16 protein-coding genes and 1 pseudogene are annotated in these 17,087 nt (G+C 69.0%); 8 read left to right on the top strand and 9 right to left on the bottom strand.

Annotated features, from left to right (window positions below; translation table 11 throughout):
- Positions 1-149 precede the first annotated feature (149 nt).
- A complete protein-coding gene (locus tag DK389_RS18535; RefSeq protein ID WP_236960163.1) occupies positions 150-1,013 on the bottom strand; it encodes a sensor histidine kinase in 864 nt (287 codons plus the stop codon).
- Between the two features lie 320 nt (positions 1,014-1,333).
- The gene (locus tag DK389_RS18540; protein WP_109891717.1) at positions 1,334-2,965 is read right to left on the bottom strand and encodes an ABC1 kinase family protein; all 1,632 of its coding nucleotides are present in this window, start codon (positions 2,963-2,965) and stop codon (positions 1,334-1,336) included.
- 244 nt (positions 2,966-3,209) lie between these two features.
- On the opposite strand from DK389_RS18540, the gene DK389_RS18545 reads away from it, so the two are divergent.
- Complete coding sequence (locus tag DK389_RS18545; protein ID WP_109891719.1) at positions 3,210-4,490, top strand: O-acetylhomoserine aminocarboxypropyltransferase; 1,281 nt, start codon at positions 3,210-3,212, stop codon at positions 4,488-4,490.
- Between the two features lie 76 nt (positions 4,491-4,566).
- Here the strand turns inward: DK389_RS18545 and DK389_RS18550 are convergent, their stop codons facing one another.
- From DK389_RS18550 to DK389_RS18575, 6 genes and pseudogenes are all read right to left on the bottom strand, one after another.
- Entirely contained in the window at positions 4,567-5,502 is a 936-nt protein-coding gene (locus DK389_RS18550; protein ID WP_109891721.1) for a GAF domain-containing protein, read from the bottom strand.
- Positions 5,503-5,519: 17 nt separating this feature from the next.
- On the bottom strand, positions 5,520-6,314 hold the full coding sequence (locus DK389_RS18555; protein ID WP_109891723.1) for an ABC transporter ATP-binding protein: 795 nt from the start codon (positions 6,312-6,314) through the stop codon (positions 5,520-5,522).
- A gap of 10 nt (positions 6,315-6,324) precedes the next feature.
- Complete coding sequence (ntrB, locus tag DK389_RS18560) at positions 6,325-7,209, bottom strand: nitrate ABC transporter permease (protein WP_109891725.1); 885 nt, start codon at positions 7,207-7,209, stop codon at positions 6,325-6,327.
- Positions 7,209-8,497 (bottom strand): annotated as a pseudogene (locus DK389_RS18565) (CmpA/NrtA family ABC transporter substrate-binding protein). The gene ntrB and the pseudogene DK389_RS18565 overlap by 1 nt, the downstream one beginning before the upstream one ends.
- A 411-nt stretch (positions 8,498-8,908) precedes the next feature.
- A complete protein-coding gene (locus DK389_RS18570) occupies positions 8,909-9,451 on the bottom strand; it encodes a cyclase dehydrase (protein ID WP_109891727.1) in 543 nt (180 codons plus the stop codon).
- A gap of 10 nt (positions 9,452-9,461) precedes the next feature.
- Positions 9,462-10,634, bottom strand: coding sequence for a zinc-dependent alcohol dehydrogenase (locus DK389_RS18575; RefSeq protein WP_109891729.1), 1,173 nt, complete (start codon positions 10,632-10,634; stop codon positions 9,462-9,464).
- 198 nt (positions 10,635-10,832) lie between these two features.
- Between DK389_RS18575 and DK389_RS18580 the strand changes: the two genes are divergently transcribed.
- The gene (locus DK389_RS18580) at positions 10,833-12,107 is read left to right on the top strand and encodes an MFS transporter (protein ID WP_109891731.1); all 1,275 of its coding nucleotides are present in this window, start codon (positions 10,833-10,835) and stop codon (positions 12,105-12,107) included.
- Positions 12,108-12,176: 69 nt separating this feature from the next.
- Here the strand turns inward: DK389_RS18580 and DK389_RS18585 are convergent, their stop codons facing one another.
- The gene (locus DK389_RS18585) at positions 12,177-13,424 is read right to left on the bottom strand and encodes a flagellar biosynthetic protein FliO (RefSeq protein WP_109891733.1); all 1,248 of its coding nucleotides are present in this window, start codon (positions 13,422-13,424) and stop codon (positions 12,177-12,179) included.
- A gap of 225 nt (positions 13,425-13,649) precedes the next feature.
- Here DK389_RS18585 and flgB point away from each other — a divergent pair, with 225 nt between their 5' ends.
- The 6 genes from flgB to flhB are packed head-to-tail and all read left to right on the top strand — an operon-like array spanning position 13,650 to position 17,007.
- Entirely contained in the window at positions 13,650-14,054 is a 405-nt protein-coding gene (flgB, locus tag DK389_RS18590) for a flagellar basal body rod protein FlgB (RefSeq protein ID WP_109891735.1), read from the top strand.
- A 31-nt stretch (positions 14,055-14,085) separates the two neighbouring features.
- Complete coding sequence (gene flgC, locus DK389_RS18595; protein WP_109891737.1) at positions 14,086-14,493, top strand: flagellar basal body rod protein FlgC; 408 nt, start codon at positions 14,086-14,088, stop codon at positions 14,491-14,493.
- Positions 14,494-14,503: 10 nt separating this feature from the next.
- Complete coding sequence (gene fliE, locus DK389_RS18600) at positions 14,504-14,815, top strand: flagellar hook-basal body complex protein FliE (RefSeq protein ID WP_109891739.1); 312 nt, start codon at positions 14,504-14,506, stop codon at positions 14,813-14,815.
- Between the two features lie 31 nt (positions 14,816-14,846).
- Positions 14,847-15,113 carry a flagellar biosynthesis protein FliQ gene (gene fliQ, locus DK389_RS18605; RefSeq protein ID WP_109891741.1) on the top strand — a complete coding sequence of 89 codons (267 nt, stop codon included), beginning with the start codon at positions 14,847-14,849 and terminating at the stop codon, positions 15,111-15,113.
- 32 nt (positions 15,114-15,145) lie between these two features.
- Entirely contained in the window at positions 15,146-15,910 is a 765-nt protein-coding gene (fliR, locus tag DK389_RS18610) for a flagellar biosynthetic protein FliR (protein ID WP_109891743.1), read from the top strand.
- Positions 15,911-15,939: 29 nt separating this feature from the next.
- Positions 15,940-17,007 (top strand): flagellar biosynthesis protein FlhB, encoded by a 1,068-nt coding sequence (flhB, locus tag DK389_RS18615; protein WP_109891745.1) that lies wholly within the window; start codon positions 15,940-15,942, stop codon positions 17,005-17,007.
- Positions 17,008-17,087 lie beyond the last annotated feature (80 nt).

A 17,087-nucleotide genomic window follows, 5' to 3' on the forward strand; every position in this document is an offset into this window, starting at 1 on the left:
CAGGCCTGGGGCTGTCCCTTGAACCGGTGCCCGCGGCCTATTCCCCATGCCCTCCTGCGTCAAGGACCGAACCGGGAAAGCGGCCGGCCCTGCGCATCGCAGCGCAGCATGCGCCCGGTCTCGCAGCGCCCGCCATTGCCCGCAACCGCTCAGCCCGCGTCTGCGATCACCGCCGAGAGCGGTGCCCGAAGGGTGAGCGCGGCGCCGGTGACCGGGTATTCGAGGCTCACCGAGCCGCCGAAACTGTGCACGAGGCTGCGCTCGATCAGACGTGATCCGAAACCCGTGCGGGTGGGAGGTTTGACCGGCGGGCCGCCGATTTCCTCCCAACGGAAATTCAGATGGCTCCCGGTCTCATCGTCCTCGACGCTCCACGCGATCGCGACATGGCCCGTCGTGGCGGAGAGCGCCCCGTACTTCGCCGCATTCGTTGCCAACTCGTGCAACATCAGCGCGAAGGTCAGCCCGGGGCGGGGCCCGAGGGTGAGGTCTGGTCCGGAGACGCGGAAGCGTCCCGGGTCGGCGTCCGCATGAAGGGCCAGCGCGCCGTCGACGAGGCTGCGGAGATCCACGCTCGACCACGAACCCTGGATCAGGATGTCGTGAGCCTGCGCGAGAGCGATCAGACGCGCCCCGAGCGACTCGGCCGCCGCGTCGAGCGACTCGGCGTTGCGCAAGGTCTGGGCGGCGATGGCCTGCACCATGGCGAGGGTGTTCTTCACCCGGTGCGCCAGCTCCTGCATCAGCAGGGTCTGGCGGGCCTCGTTCTGCCGCAACTCCGAGAGGTCGTGCTCGTAGTCGACCGAGGCGCGCTCGGCCTCGCCGCGGATCCGTGCGTTCTCGGCGACGATCCGGCTCGCCACGGCGCGGTTCGCGTCGCGCTCGGCGAGGAAGAAGCGTCCCAGACGCTCATGCCGCTGCGCGAGCATCACGGCCTGGCGACGGTACTGGCCGACGAGCGCGCGCAGGCGCGCGTTCTCGGCCTCGAGCGCCGTCAGGCGCGGTTCGTTCAACGCGGAATTGGAAATGGTGCTCGTATACACCGTCGCGCTCCCCGTCCGCGCCGAGCACCGGCCGCTCGCAGGTCGCCCCGTGAGCCGCCGGACACGGCGTCTCTCCCCGCCGACCGGCGAGCCGTGGCGACTTGGGCGTCATTTCATCGACGGGAACCGGCGGGTATGCCCGCTTCTCGCCCGCGTCGACAGCTCGACGTCTCGCGATTCGGTGGTGAAATGAGCGTATCGAGCCCAGTTACAATCCGCAAGTATCCATAAAAATGCCCACTGGAATCCGCCCTACGAAAACTTGCCTATGCCCGTTTTGAATGCATTCGTCATTTGTTGCGGCCGAGGAGCACGAGCCAGCCGACGCCGAGGGTGAAGACCATCAGGCCGATGGTGATGAAGACGGGCGTGCCGAGGTCGATCAGGCGCGGCGCGAGCTGTGTCGCGAAGGCCGCCACCACCAGCGCCACCGCGACGCGGGCGGCCGCCCGCTCGATGCCGCGGGTCACCTTGTCGAGCCCCTTCACCTCGATCTCGACGGTGACGCGCCCCTGCTTGAGGCGCACCAGCATCAGGTGGATCAGCGTCGGCAGTTCGGAGGCCGCGCCGAACAGTCCGACGCCGAGAGCCTCGGCCTTGCGCTTGATGCCCCGTATCGAGAACTGCGTCTGCATCGTCGAGCGGACGGTGGGCCCCGCGGCCGCGAAGAGGTCGAAGTTCGGGTCGAGATGGCGCATCACGCCGTCGGCCGTGACGAGCCCCTTGAACAGGATCGCGAGGTCGGTCGGCATGGCGAGATCGTTCTCGCGCGCCATCGTCATGAAGTCCGTCAGCACGAGGCCGAGGTTGAGCGGGATCGCGGAGTGGCTCTCCACGAAAGCCTGGGCGGAAGCTTCCAGCTTCGTCAGGTCGGGATTGGAGGCTCCCGTCCAATCGAGGAGGACCGCCATCAGCCCGTCGGCGTCCTGCTTTAGCATGGCGCCGATCAGCACGAGGAGCTGGGCGCGGCGCTTCTGCGAGAGTCGGCCGACGATGCCGAAATCGATGAAGCCGATGCGGTTGCCGGGCAGCGCCAGCAGGTTGCCGGGATGCGGGTCGGCGTGGAACACGCCCTCGATCAACGCCATGCGCAGGAAGGCGTCGGTGCCCTTCTGGGCGAGGAGCTTCTTGTCGACGCCGGCCGCGCGCAGGCCCGCCTCGTCGTTCGGCGAGATGCCGTGGATGAACTCCTGCACGAGAACACGCTCGGAGCACCATTCCCAGTAGATTTTCGGGAAGACGATGTCTTCGCGATCATCGAAGATCGCCGCGAGCAGCTCGCAATTGCGTGCCTCGTTCAGGAGATCGAGCTCGCCGTTGAGGCCGGTCGCGAGGTGCCGCATCTGCTCGCGCGGCTGGTAGCGGGCCATGTCCGGCCATTCGGTCTCGACGATCCGAGCGCCGTGCGCCATCAGCCGGAGGTCGGCCTCGATGATCTTGCGCAGACCCGGTCGCAGCACCTTGACGACCACGTCCTCTCCCGAATGCAGGCGGGCGCGATAGACCTGGGCGATCGAGGCGGAGGCGATGGGCTCCACGTCGAACTCGGCGAAGACCTCGAAGGGCGATGCCCCGAGATCGGCCTCGAGCTGGGGGCGGATCAGGTCCCAGGAGATCGGCGAGACTTGGCTATGGAGCTTCTCCAGCTCCTCGGTCCAGGCGGGGGCGAGAAGGTCCGGGCGGCTCGCCAGCACCTGACCGAACTTGATGAAGGTCGGCCCAAGGGCTTCGATGGCGCGGCGGAGCCGCTCGGGCTGCGACAGGCGCGTGACGTCGACGCGCGGCCCGCGCTTGGGCAGGAGCGGGATGTAGCGCAATCCCAGCCGGTCCACGACCTTGTTGACGCCGAAGCCGATCAGGATCGTCGCGATCTCCGAGAGGCGCTGGCGGTCGCGCGCGGCAACGAAAGCGGTTTTCAGCATGGAGGATCACGATCCGTGGCCGTGCGGTCCGGCGGCCTTGCAGCGCGGCTCATCACGCGGTTCCGACTTTTTTAGGGACGGCTGCCGCCAGGCGGAAGCTTGTCCGGGCGAATGCGCGGTGCCGCACGCCGCGCCGCATCGCCGCGCGGCGGCCGAGCTTCGCGCGCAGATCCGTCACCGCCTTGCGCAGCTCTCGCGCCGGGGCGTAAACGCAACCGGGCAGCGAACGCCCGAGGAGAGACCGATGACCGACCGCCTGCCCGGCTTCAACACCCTGGCGATCCACGCGGGCGCGGCCCCCGACGCGGCGACGGGCGCGCGGGCGACACCGATCTACCAGACGACGAGCTTCGTCTTCGACGACGTGGATCACGCCGCCTCGCTGTTCGGGCTGCAGGCCTTCGGGAACATCTACTCGCGCATCACCAATCCGACGAACGCGGTGCTGGAGGAGCGGATCGCCGCGCTCGAAGGCGGCACCGCTGCGCTCGCCGTCGCCTCGGGCCACGCGGCCGAGTTCCTGACCATGCACGCCCTGATGCAGCCGGGCGACGAGTTCGTCGCGGCCAACAAGCTCTACGGCGGCTCGATCAACCAGTTCAACCACTCGTACAAGAACTTCGGCTGGTCGGTGGTCTGGGCGGACACGGACGATCCGTCCTCCTTCGAGCGGGCGATCACGCCGCGGACCAAGGCGATCTTCTGCGAATCCATCGCGAATCCCGGCGGCGTCATCACCGACATCGCCGCGATCGCGGCCATCGCGAAACGCCACAACATCCCGCTGATCGTCGACAACACGATGGCGACGCCGTACCTGATCCGGCCCTTCGAGCACGGGGCCGACATCGTCGTGCACTCGGCCACCAAGTTCCTCGGCGGCCACGGCAACTCGATCGGCGGCCTCATCGTCGACGGCGGCAGCTTCAACTGGGCGGGCGACGCGCGCTACCCGATGTTGAGCGAGCCGCGGCCGGAATATGCCGGCATGGTGCTCTCGGAGACCTTCGGCAATTTCGGCTTCGCCATCGCCTGCCGGGTGCTCGGCCTGCGCGACCTCGGGCCGGCGCTCTCGCCGTTCAACGCCTTCCTGATCCTCAACGGCATCGAGACCCTGCCGCTGCGCATGCAGCGCCACTCGGACAACGCGCTGACGGTGGCGACGCACCTCGCGAACCACGAGGCGGTGGCCTGGGTCAGCTATCCGGGCCTGGAGAGCGACAAGTACCACCAGCTCGCCCGCCGCTACACGCCGAACGGGGCGGGAGCGGTCTTCACCTTCGGGCTGAAGGGCGGCTACGAGGCCGGCGTGAAGCTCGTCTCGAACCTGCAACTCTTCTCGCACCTCGCCAATATCGGCGACACCCGCTCGCTGGTGATCCACCCGGCCTCGACGACCCACCGCCAGCTGACCGATGCGCAGAAGACCGCGGCTGGCGCCGGGCCCGAGGTGGTTCGCCTCTCGATCGGCCTGGAGGACCCGGCTGACCTGATCGAGGACCTCGACGGCGCGCTCGGCGCGTGAGATCCCCCACCTCTCCCGTTCGGGAGAGGTGACTTGCGCCCGATCTTTCAATTTTGGAGCCGCGGCCGCCCGTCCCTCAGAAGCGCCAGGCGGTGACCGCCTTCAATTCGCCGTGCCCGGACAGGGTCGGGATCGCGATGGCCGCGTGGCCGACGCCGCGCTCGGCGGGGCCGACGAGCCAGGGGGCGTCCGCCGAGCAATTCGCGGTGATCGCGGGCAGGCCCGTGGCGAGCACGCGGCCGAGGAGGCCCGCCTCCGGCCCGATCAGGCGGGGGCGCGGGCTGTCGTCCTCCTCCGAGAGGCCGGCTTCGTAGACGAGGCCGGTGCCGTCGGCGTCGGGAATCCAGATCTCGAAGCGGCCGGCGAGGGGCGTGCCGAGCGCCGAGAGGAAGAGCATCACCCAGATCCGCCCGGGATCGTAATTGCAGGGCAGGCCGAGCCCGAGGCTGAGGCCGACCTGCAGCGCCTCCTCGTGGCGCAGGAAGCGCTCCGAGCGGTAGATCTCGCGGAACACCATCGGCATGTCGGAGGCCCAGACGCTGCCCGGCAGACCGAAGCCGCGGCCGAAGCGCTTCAGGCGCGAGACCGTCTCGAACAGCTCGGCGGCCCCGTAATAGCCGTCGTCGAGGCCGATCTGCGCGTCCGCGTCGGGATCGTGCTTCCAGACCTCTATCGCGCCGACGTGGCGGGCGTCGTCACCGCAGAGGAACACGACGACCGCCCTGACGGCGTCGCCCGAGAAGATCGGCATGGCGATGCCCGAGGTGAGTCCGGCCTCCGCCGCCGCCTCGACGCGCCGGAACGACGAATCTTTCAGGCTCTTGATGACGACCGGGTGCCGGAGGGCCCAGGCCTCTCCCGGCAGCCCCTCGCCCCTGCGGAAGCTGAGGCCACGGCTCGTCTGCGCGAAGGCGGTCAGGTCGCCGTAGAGGCCGTCGCCGAACACGAGTTGCGTGCCGTCGGGGTCGGGCAGCCAGACCTCGGCGGCTCGGATGAAGGAGCGCATCGACATGCGGGATGCGCCCGCGATCAGGCCGCGAGCGCCGGCCGCGCGTGGCGGGCGTAGAGGAACTCCAGGACCTCTGTCCGGCAATGCACGTAGTCCTTGTCCTCGACGAGTTCGAGCCGCTTGCGCGGGCGCGCTATCGGCACGGTGAGCACCTCGCCGATCGTGGCCGAGGGGCCGTTCGTCATCATCACGATGCGGTCGGACAGGAGCACTGCCTCGTCGACGTCGTGCGTGATCATGATGACGGTGTTCTTGAGCCGCACCTGGATCTCCATGAGCTGGTCCTGGAGATGCGCACGGGTGAGCGCGTCGAGGGCGCCGAAGGGCTCGTCCATCAGGAGCACCGTCGGCTCCATGGCGAGCGCGCGGGCGATGCCGACGCGCTGCTTCATGCCGCCCGAGATCTCGTTCGGGCGCTTGTCGGCGGCGTGTATCATGTTCACGAGAGCGAGATTGTGCTCGATCCACGCTCCGCGCTCGGCCTTGGACTTCTTGCGGGCCAGCACCTTGTCGACGGCGAGCGCCACGTTCTCGCGCACCGTGAGCCAGGGCAGGAGGGAGTGGTTCTGAAAGACCACGGCCCGTTCGGGGCCGGGGCTCGACACCTCCTTGCCGTCGAGGAGCACGACGCCGGTCGAGGCCTTGAGCAGGCCCGCCACGATGTTGAGCACCGTCGACTTGCCGCAGCCGGAGTGCCCGATGATCGAGACGAACTCGCCCTTGGCGATCTTGAGGTTCACGTCCCGCAGGACTTCCGTGGTCTTGCCGGCGCGCGTGAAGCTGATGCCGACCTGCGAGAGATCGAGATGTGCCATGGCGCCCTCCTCAGGCCGCGCTGGTGCCGCGGGTGACGAGGCGTCCGAGGCCTGCCACGAAGCGGTCGAGGATGAAGCCGATGACGCCGACATAGACGAGCGCCACGATGATCTCGCTGATGTGCGAGGAATTCCACGCATCCCAGATGAAGAAGCCGATCCCGACGCCGCCGATCAGCATCTCGGCCGCAACGATCGCGAGCCAGGACAGGCCGACGCCGATCCGCAGGCCCGTGAAGATGTAAGGCGCGGCCGACGGCAGCATGATCTTCACGAAGAACTCGACCGGGTTCAGGCGCACCACCGCCGCGACGTTGCGGTAATCCTGCGGGATGTTCCGGATGCCGACCGCGGTGTTGATGATGATCGGCCAGATCGAGGTGATGAAGATCACGAAGATTGCGGAGGGCTGCCCGTCGCGGAACGCGGCGAGCGAGAGCGGCAGCCAAGCGAGCGGCGGGATCGTGCGCAGCACCTGGAAGATCGGGTCGAGGCCCCGCATCGCCCATTCGGACTGCCCGACCAGGGTCCCGAGCAGGATGCCGGCAACGGTCGCCAGCGCAAAACCGAGCGCGACGCGCTGCAGGCTCGCGATGATGTGCCAGAACAGGCCCTTATCGGTGCCGCCGTTGTCGAAGAACGGGTCCGAGATGATCGGCCACGCCTCGGTCAGGACGCGGGAGGGCGGCGGCAGGCCGGCGCCGGGCCTCGAGCAGGCCACCTCCCAGAACAGGAGAAAGGCCGCCAGGACGACGAGCGGTGGCAGGATCTGTGAGGCGACCCGCGCGAGCCCCTTGCCCGAGACCTTGGGCAGGCTGCGTGCCCTGACCGCGGCCGCATCGCGGCCGCTGGTCCCGAGGCTGATCTTGCCGGCGATGGTGGTGGGAGAGGCCATCAGGCGACCCTCTTGATGCCGAGGCTGGCGAGATAGGCGCTCGGGTCGGCCGGGTCGAAGACCTTGCCGTCGAACATCGTCTCCTTGCCGCGGGAGGTGGAGGTGGGGATCGATGCGACGCCGAGGGCCTTGGCGGCGTCGCGCCAGAGATCCTCGCGGTTGACCTTGCCGATCAGAGCCTTGGTGTCGGTCGTCGGGTCGAACTTGCCCCAGCGGATGTCCTCGGTGAGGAACCAGAGGTCGTGGCTCTGGTAGGGGTAGGAGGCGTTGTCGGCCCAGTACTTCATGATGTGGGGGCTGTTCTCGACTTTGCGCCCGTCGCCGTAGTCGAAGGTGCCCTTCATGCGGTCGACGACGTCGGTGACCGCGACGTTGATCCACTGCCGCTTGGCGACGATCCCGGCGAGTTCGTCTCGGTTCTCGGGCTTGTCGCACCAGGCCTGCGCCTCCATCACCGCCATCAGCAGGGCCTTGGAGGCGTTCGGGTACTTGTCGACGAAGGAGGCCCGCATGGCGAAGGCCTTCTCCGGGTGGTCCTTCCAGAGCTCGCCCGTCGTCAGCGCCGTGTAGCCGATGCCCTGGCTGATGAGCTGCGCGTTCCACGGCTCGCAGACGCAGAAGCAGTCCATCGTGCCGACCTTCATGTTCGCCACCATCTGGGGTGGGGGCACGACGATCGTCTCGATGTCCTTGTCCGGGTCGATGCCGCCGGCGGCGAGCCAGTAGCGGATCCAGAGGTCGTGGGTGCCCCCGGGAAGGTCATGGCGGCCTTCACCGACTTGCCGGCGGCCTTCTTCCGCTCGAGCGCCGCCTTGAAGGGCTTGGCGTCGAGGGCGACCTTGTCGCCCATGTGCTCCTTGGCGACCGAGATGCACTGCCCGGCGAGGTTGAGGCGCGCCAGGATGTACATCGGCACCGGCACGTTGTTCTGCGTCACCCGGCCCGCACTGATCAGGTAGGGCATGGGGGTCAGGATGTGGGCACCGTCGATGCCGTTGCCCTCGGAGCCGAGGACGAGGTTGTCGCGGGTGGTGCCCCAGGAGGCCTGCTTGACCACCTCGACATCCGGCATGCCGTACTTGGCGAAGAGTCCCTTCTCCTTCGCGACGAACAGAGGAGCCGCGTCGGTGAGCGCGATGAAGCCGAGCTTCGCACCTTTCACCTCGGGACCCGCACCTTGCGCGAACGCGCCTCCCGGCAGCGCCAGCCGCGCTGCGGCCGTGATGTAGAGGGCCGCGGCGGCGCCCTTGAGGATGCCGCGCCGGGTCTTCAACTCACCGTTGTGCATCGATACCTGATCCTGCTCTCGATTCCCGACCGGCGCGCGGCTTGCGGCCGCGCGAACGCACCACTCCATCCGCGTGCGATCGCGGGTGCGGAGCGTCGTTCAGCGGCGGTGCTGGCGGAGGCTGCCCGTCGCCATTGGCGGGCAGAGGAAGGTCAGCAGGATCCGTGCCAAGTCCGCAGGAGGGCCGGCGGCTCGCGCGGGCCGCCGGTCCGCGCGGCGGAGGGGCTGATTGTGCGCGAAGCATGCTGCTGCGCACAAAAGATGGGCAACGGGGCGGAACGCGGGCCCCGACCGCTCTGTCCGGCGGCGTGACCCGTCGCGCCGCGCGGCGGGGAGATGGGTCACGCTGAAGGCTTCCGGAGACCGGCGCCTGAGACCTCACGGTCGGCACCGGTCTCGGCGCCCCCCCGGTCAGGCCGCGTAGGGCCGCAGCGCCTCCGGTTGGCGGAAGGCGCGCGGGATGTCGAGGTCGCGTGCGGCGCCGTGCGAGGCCCGGATCCCCTTCGGGAATCCGCTTCGGCCATGGTAGTCGGCGAGCGGCCGCAGCGGCCGCCGCGTCTCGTGGCGTAGGGTCTCCGCGCAGATGACGTCGAGGGCCGTCACCCCGGCAACCGCGGCCATCGCGAGCAGCAGGTTGTCGCGATGGGGGTTCCGGTCGTGCAAGCCCGTCGCCAGCGTCGCGAGGTCGAGGGCGTCGCCCGCGACCCGGCCCAAGATCCAGGGTGCCGGATCCGCGGAGGTCAGGATGCCGATCCCGGTCCCGACCTCGCGCAGGCCGTAGGCCCGCACGACGTCCTCCCGCCCGTCCAGACCCAGGTTCCGGGTCAGGCTCCGCGCGGCTGCGATCTCGAACAGGCCCAGGCCGATCGAGAACCAGCCGAGGCCGCGGGCTAAGCGGTCGGTCGCCTCGTCCGGGTGCCCACGGCGGCGGGATCGAGCTCCTTCGTAGCGCATGGCAGCCTCCTCAGGGACGGATCATGACCTTGATGCAACCGTCCTTCTTGTCCCGGAAGGTGCGGTACATCTCGGGACCGTCCTCCAGCCCGACGCGGTGGGTGATGACGAAGGACGGGTCGAGCTGACCCTCGTCGATCCGGCGCACGAGGTCGTCGGTCCAGCGGTTCACGTGGGTCTGCCCGGTGCGCAGGGTGAGCCCCTTGTTCATCAGCGCGCCGAACGGGATCTTGTCGAGCAGGCCGCCGTAGACGCCCGGCACCGAGAGGATGCCCGCCGGACGGCAGACGTAGATCATCTCGCGCAGGACGTGCGGCCGGTCGGTCTCCAGCATCACCGCCTGCTTGGCGCGGTCGTACATCGAGTCGATCGTCGCGGTGGCGTGAGCCTCCATCCCGACGGAATCGATGCACTTCTCCGGTCCCTTGCCGCCGGTGAGCTCGTTGAGCCGTGAGATCACGCTCTCCTCGGCGAAGTTGATGGTGATGGCGCCGCCGGCGCGGGCCATGTCGAGGCGCTCCGGGACCCGGTCGATGCAGACCACCTGCTTGGCACCGAGCAGGATCGCCGAGCGCACTGCCATCTGTCCGACCGGCCCGGCGCCCCAGATCGCCACCGTGTCGGTCGGCTCGATGTCGCATTGCACGGCGGCCTGCCAGCCGGTCGGCAGGATGTCGGAGAGGAAGAGCACCTGCTCGTCGGTGAGCGAGTCGGGCACCTTTATGTGCGTCTTGTCGGCGAACGGCACCCGCAGGTACTCGGCTTGGCCCCCCGCGTAGCCTCCGGTGAGGTGCGTGTAGCCGAACAGGCCCGCGGTGGTGTGGCCGAAGGCCTTCGAGGCGATGTGCTTGTTCCGGTTCGAGCGCTCGCAGACCGAGTAGAAGCCCCGTTTGCACTGGTCGCACTCGCCGCAGATGATCGTGAAGGGGATCACGATCCGCTCGCCCTTCTTCAACGCGCCGTTGACGCCCTTGCCGACCTCGACGACCTCACCCATCGTCTCGTGGCCCATGATGTCGCCGTTCTTCATGCCGGGCATGAAGTGATCGTAGAGGTGCAGATCAGAGCCGCAGATGGCGCAGGCCGTCACTTTGATAATCGCGTCCCGCTCATGCTCGATTTCGGGATCGGGAACGGTATCGCAGCGAATATCCTGCGTTCCGTGCCAGACGAGTGCGCGCATGTCCGCTTCCTCCGCTCGCCCGCTCAGGGCGGTTCTGCTCAACGAACCCGTGGGAAGCGTCCGGGTTTCAAGGAAAATACTCAGTTTGATCTAGGTTAAGACGCGCGAGAGGCGCGCGCGGCGTGGTCGCCCGTCGATGCTCTGGGCAAAGCCGGCCGTGCGGTCTAACGAGACGCGCCTCTCAGCATCAGCTTGACCATGACCCATCCCTCACAGCTCGGCGCCCGCCGCATCCTCGTTGCGAGCTTCGTCGGGACCGCGATCGAGTTCTACGATTTCTACGTCTACGCCACCGCCGCAGCCCTGGTGATCGGGCCGAGCTTCTTCCCGCCCGGCGAACCCGGCGTGCAGCTTCTCAGCGCCTTCGCGACCTTCGCCATCGCCTTCGTTGCGCGTCCGATCGGGGCGGCCCTGTTCGGGCATTTCGGCGACCGGATCGGCCGCAAGGCCACCCTCGTCGCCTCGCTGATGATCATGGGCGTCTCGACGGTGCTGATCGGCTGCCTGCCGACCTACGCGGCTGCCGGCTGGTTCGCTCCGGCCGCGCTCTGCATTCTCCGGTTCGGGCAGGGTCTCGGCTTCGGGGGCGAGTGGGGGGGAGCGGCGCTGCTCGCGGTCGAGAATGCGCCGCCCGGACGCCGGGCATGGTATGGGATCTTCCCGCAACTCGGGGCGCCGGTCGGCTTCATCTCGGCGAATCTCGGCTTCCTGGCGCTCAGCCTCGGTCTCGACGCGGAGAGCTTCCAGGCCTGGGGCTGGCGAATCCCGTTCCTCGCCTCGGCGGCCCTCGTCGGGGTCGGCCTCTACGTGCGCCTGAAGCTCACGGAGACGCCGCTGTTCCGCGAGGCCCTGGCCCAGGCGGCGCCGGAGCGCGTACCGCTCGCCACCATCCTGACACGGCACCGCCGCGCGACGATCCTCGGCACCCTCGCGATGGTGGCCTGCTACGCCGTGTTCTATCTCTCGACCGTCTTTGCCCTCGGTTACGGCACGACCACGCTCGGCTTCTCGCGGCCGGTCTTCCTGCTGTTCGAGTGCGTGGCGGTCTGCTTCATGGGGCTCGGCATCCCGCTCTCGGGCGCCGCGGCGGACCGGTTCGGACGGCGGCCGGTCCTGATCACCGGACTTCTCGCCACGATCGGGCTTGGGATCCTGCTCGGGCCGATGCTCGGCAGCGGGCAGGGTGCCCTCGTCCTCGGCTTCCTCTGCCTCGGGCTTCTGGCGATGGGCTGGCTGTTCGGACCGATGGGTGCGCTGTTACCCGAACTGTTCCCGACCCGGGTGCGCTACACCGGCGCCTCCGTGACCTACAATCTCGCGGGCATCATCGGCGCGTCCGGCGCGCCCTACCTCGCCCAGCGCCTCGTCGAATGGGGCGGCATTGGCCTCGTCGGCGCGTACCTCGCAGCCGCGGCCGCCATCAGCCTCGCGGCCGTCGCGCTGATGCCCGAGACCGCAGAGGCCGACGTCTGATCGGGCGGCGCCCATCCCGACGCTGCTAGGAACCAGAGGGACCGCCAAGCTGGCCGATTGTCCGCCTCATCAGTTCTTCTTGTCGAGCGGCCGCCCGAGCAGGCGGGCGAATTCGGCCTCGATCTCCTCGACCGAGAACGGATTGTTCGCAGCGGACGGCTTCTGGGCGGGCGCTGGTGCCGAAGCCGGCGCGGCGGGCGGCGGCTGCGATGCGGCCGGCGTCGGGCGCGGCGGGGCGGGCTGCGGCTGGGATGCGGCCGGCGGCGGAGGCTCGGGCAGGAACGGCTTCGCGTCCGCTTGCGGCTCGGCGGCCGGCTTGCGGGGCTCGGACCGCGCGTCCCGCGGGGGCTCGGCGACGGGTCCGTCCTGCGCGGCGGCCATGCCGGCCGCCATCGGGTCGATCACCGGCGGCGAGACCGGAGGCGGCGAGGCCGGCTGCGTCTCAGGCTTCGGCGGCGCCTTGGCTGCGGGCGCCGGGCGCGCCTGCGCGGGCGGAGGAGTCACGCCGGAGGAGGGACGGGCGAGCGCGATCTCGAGTTGGCGCGCCATGTCCGAGAGAATGTTGGCGTCGATGGCCCGGGGTTCGGAGGGCGCGGAGACCGGCGGAACCGCGGGCGCGACCGGCGGCTCGGCCGCGCGGGCCGGCGGCTCGCCGACGGTCGCCGTGAACTCGGGCTCGGTGCGAGCGCGTTCGGACGCCACGTCCGGCCGCGGATTGATCAGCGGCGGCGTCGTGCGGCTGAGGGGCCGCTTCGGCGCAGCCTCAGGCCGGCGCGGCGCTTCCTCGGCGGCCGGGGACGCAGGGAGCGGCATGAGCGCCGGCTCGGTCTTGGCCGGCTCCGGAGCGAGAACGGCTTCGTCGAGGGGAGGGGTCACGGACGGAGCCTTGGCCGCACCGGCTACGCCGCCCGGCGTCACCAACGGCATCTCGAAGGCCGGCTCGAACAGGGGCTCGGCCCGCTGCGCCTCGATCTCGGCGGGCGGCTCCGCCATCGGCTCGGGCCGCAATGCCGGCTGGCCGCGCTGGATGTGACGCTCGATCACCACATCGTTCGGGCCGCCCACGAGAAGCAGGTGCTCCACGTTATCCCGGCGCAGCAGAATCAACTGGCGCTGCCGGTCGAGCTCGTAGACGTCGACGATGCCGAGGCGCGGCTGGCGCCCGCGTCCCGCGGACTTCGCCGCGACCGTCAGGCCGCCTCCGTTGAGAAAGCGGCGCGCGACGAGCACGATGCCCGTCAGCACCGCGAGGATCACGATGAAGATGATGGCGAACTGGAGGACGAAGGAGCCATCCGAGCCGAAGAACGCTGACAAAGCGGAACTCTCTCGCTGCCGGGGCGGCGACGCCCCATCCGACACCCGCCGGTACTATCACGGCACGAGCGGGAGCAGGCAATCAACCTTAAGACTTCGTTAACAGCTTTGCCGAGGCGCGGCAGTCGAACCCGTGCATTGCTTAACTCGACGTTAACCATGAGGCCGGCAGATTTTGCCGACCGTGCGGAGATTGTCCGGCGGAGTTCCTGTGAGGGGCGCACCGTGGCCGTCACCGATCTTCCGATCCTCGGAATGCTGCGGACCAAGATGCAGTGGCATCAAGCGCGCCAGAAGCTCATCGCCGAGAACGTCGCGAACGCGGACATGCCGGGCTTCCGCCCGCGCGACCTCGCGGGTCTGACGTTCGACCGGGCGACCGGCGAGCCGGTCGGCGGCAACCCCGGTCTCGCCCGGACATCGGAATCGCACATCGTGCCGGCGGGCACCGAGGCGCCGGGTGCCGATCCGCGCCGCTTCAAGGGTTTCGAGATCCGCCCGAGCGGCAACGGGGTGAATCTCGAGGAGGAGATGATGAAGGCCGGCGACAACCAGTCGGATTATCAGCTCGCCGCCTCGCTCTACCAGAAGAGCCTCGACGCCCTGAAGATCGCGGTCGGCAAGCGATGATCCTGGGGCTGATCGTTAAGGGCACCGCGCCGTGGATTTCCTGAAATCGCTGAGCATCGCGGCCTCCGGGCTGAAGGCGCAATCCGGCCGCATGCGGATCATCGCCGAGAACATCGCCAACGCGGATTCGGCGCCCGCGAGCCCGACCGCCGAGCCTTACCGGCGCAAGATCCCGACCTTCAGCCAGCATTTTGACCGCGAGACCGGCGCGACGCTCGTCGAGACCGGCCGGGTGAGGCGCGACTCGACCCCGTTCCGCGCAAAGTACGATCCCGGCAATCCGGCCGCCGACGCCAAGGGCGAGGTGCGCATGCCGAACGTGAGCGCGCTCATCGAGAACATGGACATGCGCGAGGCCCAGCGCTCCTACGAGGCGAACCTCAACATGGTCACGGCGACCCGCCGGATGATCTCCCGCACCCTCGAGATCCTGAAATAGGGAGCCTGCCATGGCGACGAGCAGCTTCGCGGCGGGCGCCTACGCCGCCGTCCAGAACGTCGGCGGCATCAAGGCACCGCAATCCGTGCAGGCGCCGCAGGGCGCCGGCAATTTCTCGTCGCTCCTCTCCTCGGCCCTCGACACGGTCGGCGAGACCGGGCGCAAGGCCGATGCGCAGGCGCTCTCCGTCGCCGCCGGCAAGGCCAACGTGGTCGACGTCGTCACCGCGGTCGCCGAGAGCGAGACCGCCCTCCAGACCCTCGTCGCCGTGCGCGACCGCATGATCTCGGCCTACGAGGAAATCATGCGGATGCAGATCTGAAGCCCGGCCCGCTGCTCATCCGAGAATTTCCATGACCGGCCTCGCCATCCTCGACGTCGCCCGCGACGGCATCTTCGTGTTCCTGAAGGTGGCCGGCCCGCTGATGATCGTCGCCCTCGTCGTCGGCCTCGCGGTCTCCCTCGTCCAGGCGCTGACCCAGATTCAGGAGCAGACGCTCATCTACGTCCCGAAGATCGTCGCGGTCTTCGCCGCGCTCCTCCTGATGCTGCCCTTCATGGGCGATGCGCTCGCGGGCTACATGACCCGCATCGCCGCGCGCATCGCGGCGGGCGGCTGAGACTGAGCCGGCGCGCCCTGCTATGAGACGGCATGAACCTGCTCCTGCCGGGCATCGCGGCGGCCTATCTCCTGACCTTCGCCAGGGTCGGCACGCTGATCATGCTGATGCCGGGCCTCGGCGAGCAGCTTGTCTCGGCGCGCCTGCGCCTCGCCTTCGCGCTTCTCGTCTCGCTCGTCCTGTTCCCGGCGGTGCGCCCGCTCCTGCCCCTGCAGGACGGCGCACTCGCGGGGCCTCAGCTCATCGCGCTCCTGTTCGGCGAGACGTTGATCGGTCTGGTGCTGGGACTGGCCGTGCGCATGGTGATCGCCGCGCTCCAGACCGCGGGGCTCATCGTCTCCCAGCAGCTCGGCCTCTCCTACGCGATGACGGTCGACCCGACGATGGGCGGCCAGCAGGCGGCGCTCGGCAACTTCCTCACGCTGCTCGGCGTGACCCTGATCCTCGCGGCGGACCTCCACCATCTCGCCCTCGACGCGATCGGGCGCAGCTACGCGGTGCTGCCGCCGAACGGCGTGCCCGGCATGGGCGAGGCCGCGATGCTCGCTCTCAAGGCGATCGGGCGGGGCTTCTCGCTCGCGGTGCAGATCTCGGCGCCCTTCATCGCCTTCGGCATCCTGTTCAATCTCGGCCTCGGCGTGCTTTCTCGGCTGATGCCGCAATTGCAGGTCTTCTTCGTCGCGGTGCCGGCCTCCATCTTGATCGGCATGGCGATCCTGCTCGGGGCGCTCGGCGTGATGATGGGGGTGTTCCTGGACGATCTCGGCCGCTACCTCGCGGAGTTCACCGGCCGCTGAGCGGCCTTGCCCGGACGGAGGCCTGAGCCGTGGCCGAGGGCACCGAGGACGAGGATCGCACGGAGGAGCCGACCCAGCGGCGGCTCGACCAGGCGATCGAGCGCGGCGATGTCGCCAACAGCGTCGAGATCAACACGTTCTTCATCCTGGGCACCTTCACGCTGGTGCTGCTGCTCGCCGGTGGTCCGCTTGCCAGGGCGGCACTCGGCGAGATGCGCGGATTCCTGATGAACGCGCACACGATTCCCTCCGACGGACACGCCTATGAGGTGATGGCGGGTCGCGGCCTGCTCATCTGGTTGAAGGCGCTTGCGATTCCGGCCGGCGCGATCGTGATCGCGATCATCGCGGCCGGGTTCCTCCAGCATCCCCTCGTGTTCACCACCGAGACCCTTCAGCCGAAATTCGACCGGATCTCGCCGATGGCGGGGCTGAAGCGGATGTTCGGCACCGAGGCCCTGTTCCAGTTCGGCAAGGGCCTCGCCAAGATGGCGGTGGTCGGGGTCGTTGCGGGCACCATCCTGTGGAGCGACCGCGACCGGCTGGAGGTCTTCGCCCGGCTCGACCCGGCCGCCTGCCTCCCCGCCATCCTCTCGCTCGCCCTGAAGCTGCTCGGCGGCGTGCTCGCCGTCTTCCTCGTCATCACCCTCGGCGACGCCCTCTACCAGCGCTACCGCTGGCGCCAGCGCCTGCGCATGTCGAAGGAGGAGTTAAAGCAGGAGATGAAGGAGAGCGAGGGCAGCCCCGAGGTGAAGGGCCGCATGAGGCAGCTGCGCGCCGCCCGCGTCAAGAAGCGCATGATGGCCGCGATCCCGACCGCGACCGTGATCGTGACGAATCCGACCCACTACGCCGTAGCGCTTCGCTACGAGGCTGGGATGCAGGCGCCCGTCTGCGTCGCCAAGGGCGTCGACTCCCTCGCGCTCCGGATCCGCGCGGTGGCCGCGGAGCACGACGTACCCGTGCTGGAGAACCCGCCGCTGGCCCGCGCGCTGCACGCCACCGTCGAGATCGACGAGGAGATCCCGGCCGAGCACTATAAGGCGGTGGCTGAAGTGATCGGATTCGTTCTCAGGTTGCGCAAGCGCGCGGCCTGAGTGCCGCCGTGGCGCGATCCGCCATGCGCACGATTCGTGCGCGGCGGTGCCGAAAAGCCACTGTTTGTCCACCTTTATTC

Source organism: Methylobacterium durans, from assembly GCF_003173715.1.
GTDB classification, from domain to species: Bacteria; Pseudomonadota; Alphaproteobacteria; order Rhizobiales; family Beijerinckiaceae; genus Methylobacterium; species Methylobacterium durans.

Coding starts and splice junctions, on each gene's coding strand:
- DK389_RS18540 (WP_109891717.1), bottom strand. CDS start 2,965: ATGCTGAAAACCGCTTTCGTTGCCGCGCGCGACCGCCAGCGCCTCTCG.
- DK389_RS18545 (WP_109891719.1), top strand. CDS start 3,210: ATGACCGACCGCCTGCCCGGCTTCAACACCCTGGCGATCCACGCGGGC.
- DK389_RS18550 (WP_109891721.1), bottom strand. CDS start 5,502: ATGTCGATGCGCTCCTTCATCCGAGCCGCCGAGGTCTGGCTGCCCGAC.
- DK389_RS18555 (WP_109891723.1), bottom strand. CDS start 6,314: ATGGCACATCTCGATCTCTCGCAGGTCGGCATCAGCTTCACGCGCGCC.
- ntrB (WP_109891725.1), bottom strand. CDS start 7,209: ATGGCCTCTCCCACCACCATCGCCGGCAAGATCAGCCTCGGGACCAGC.
- DK389_RS18570 (WP_109891727.1), bottom strand. CDS start 9,451: ATGCGCTACGAAGGAGCTCGATCCCGCCGCCGTGGGCACCCGGACGAG.
- DK389_RS18575 (WP_109891729.1), bottom strand. CDS start 10,634: ATGCGCGCACTCGTCTGGCACGGAACGCAGGATATTCGCTGCGATACC.
- DK389_RS18580 (WP_109891731.1), top strand. CDS start 10,833: ATGACCCATCCCTCACAGCTCGGCGCCCGCCGCATCCTCGTTGCGAGC.
- fliE (WP_109891739.1), top strand. CDS start 14,504: ATGGCGACGAGCAGCTTCGCGGCGGGCGCCTACGCCGCCGTCCAGAAC.
- fliQ (WP_109891741.1), top strand. CDS start 14,847: ATGACCGGCCTCGCCATCCTCGACGTCGCCCGCGACGGCATCTTCGTG.
- fliR (WP_109891743.1), top strand. CDS start 15,146: ATGAACCTGCTCCTGCCGGGCATCGCGGCGGCCTATCTCCTGACCTTC.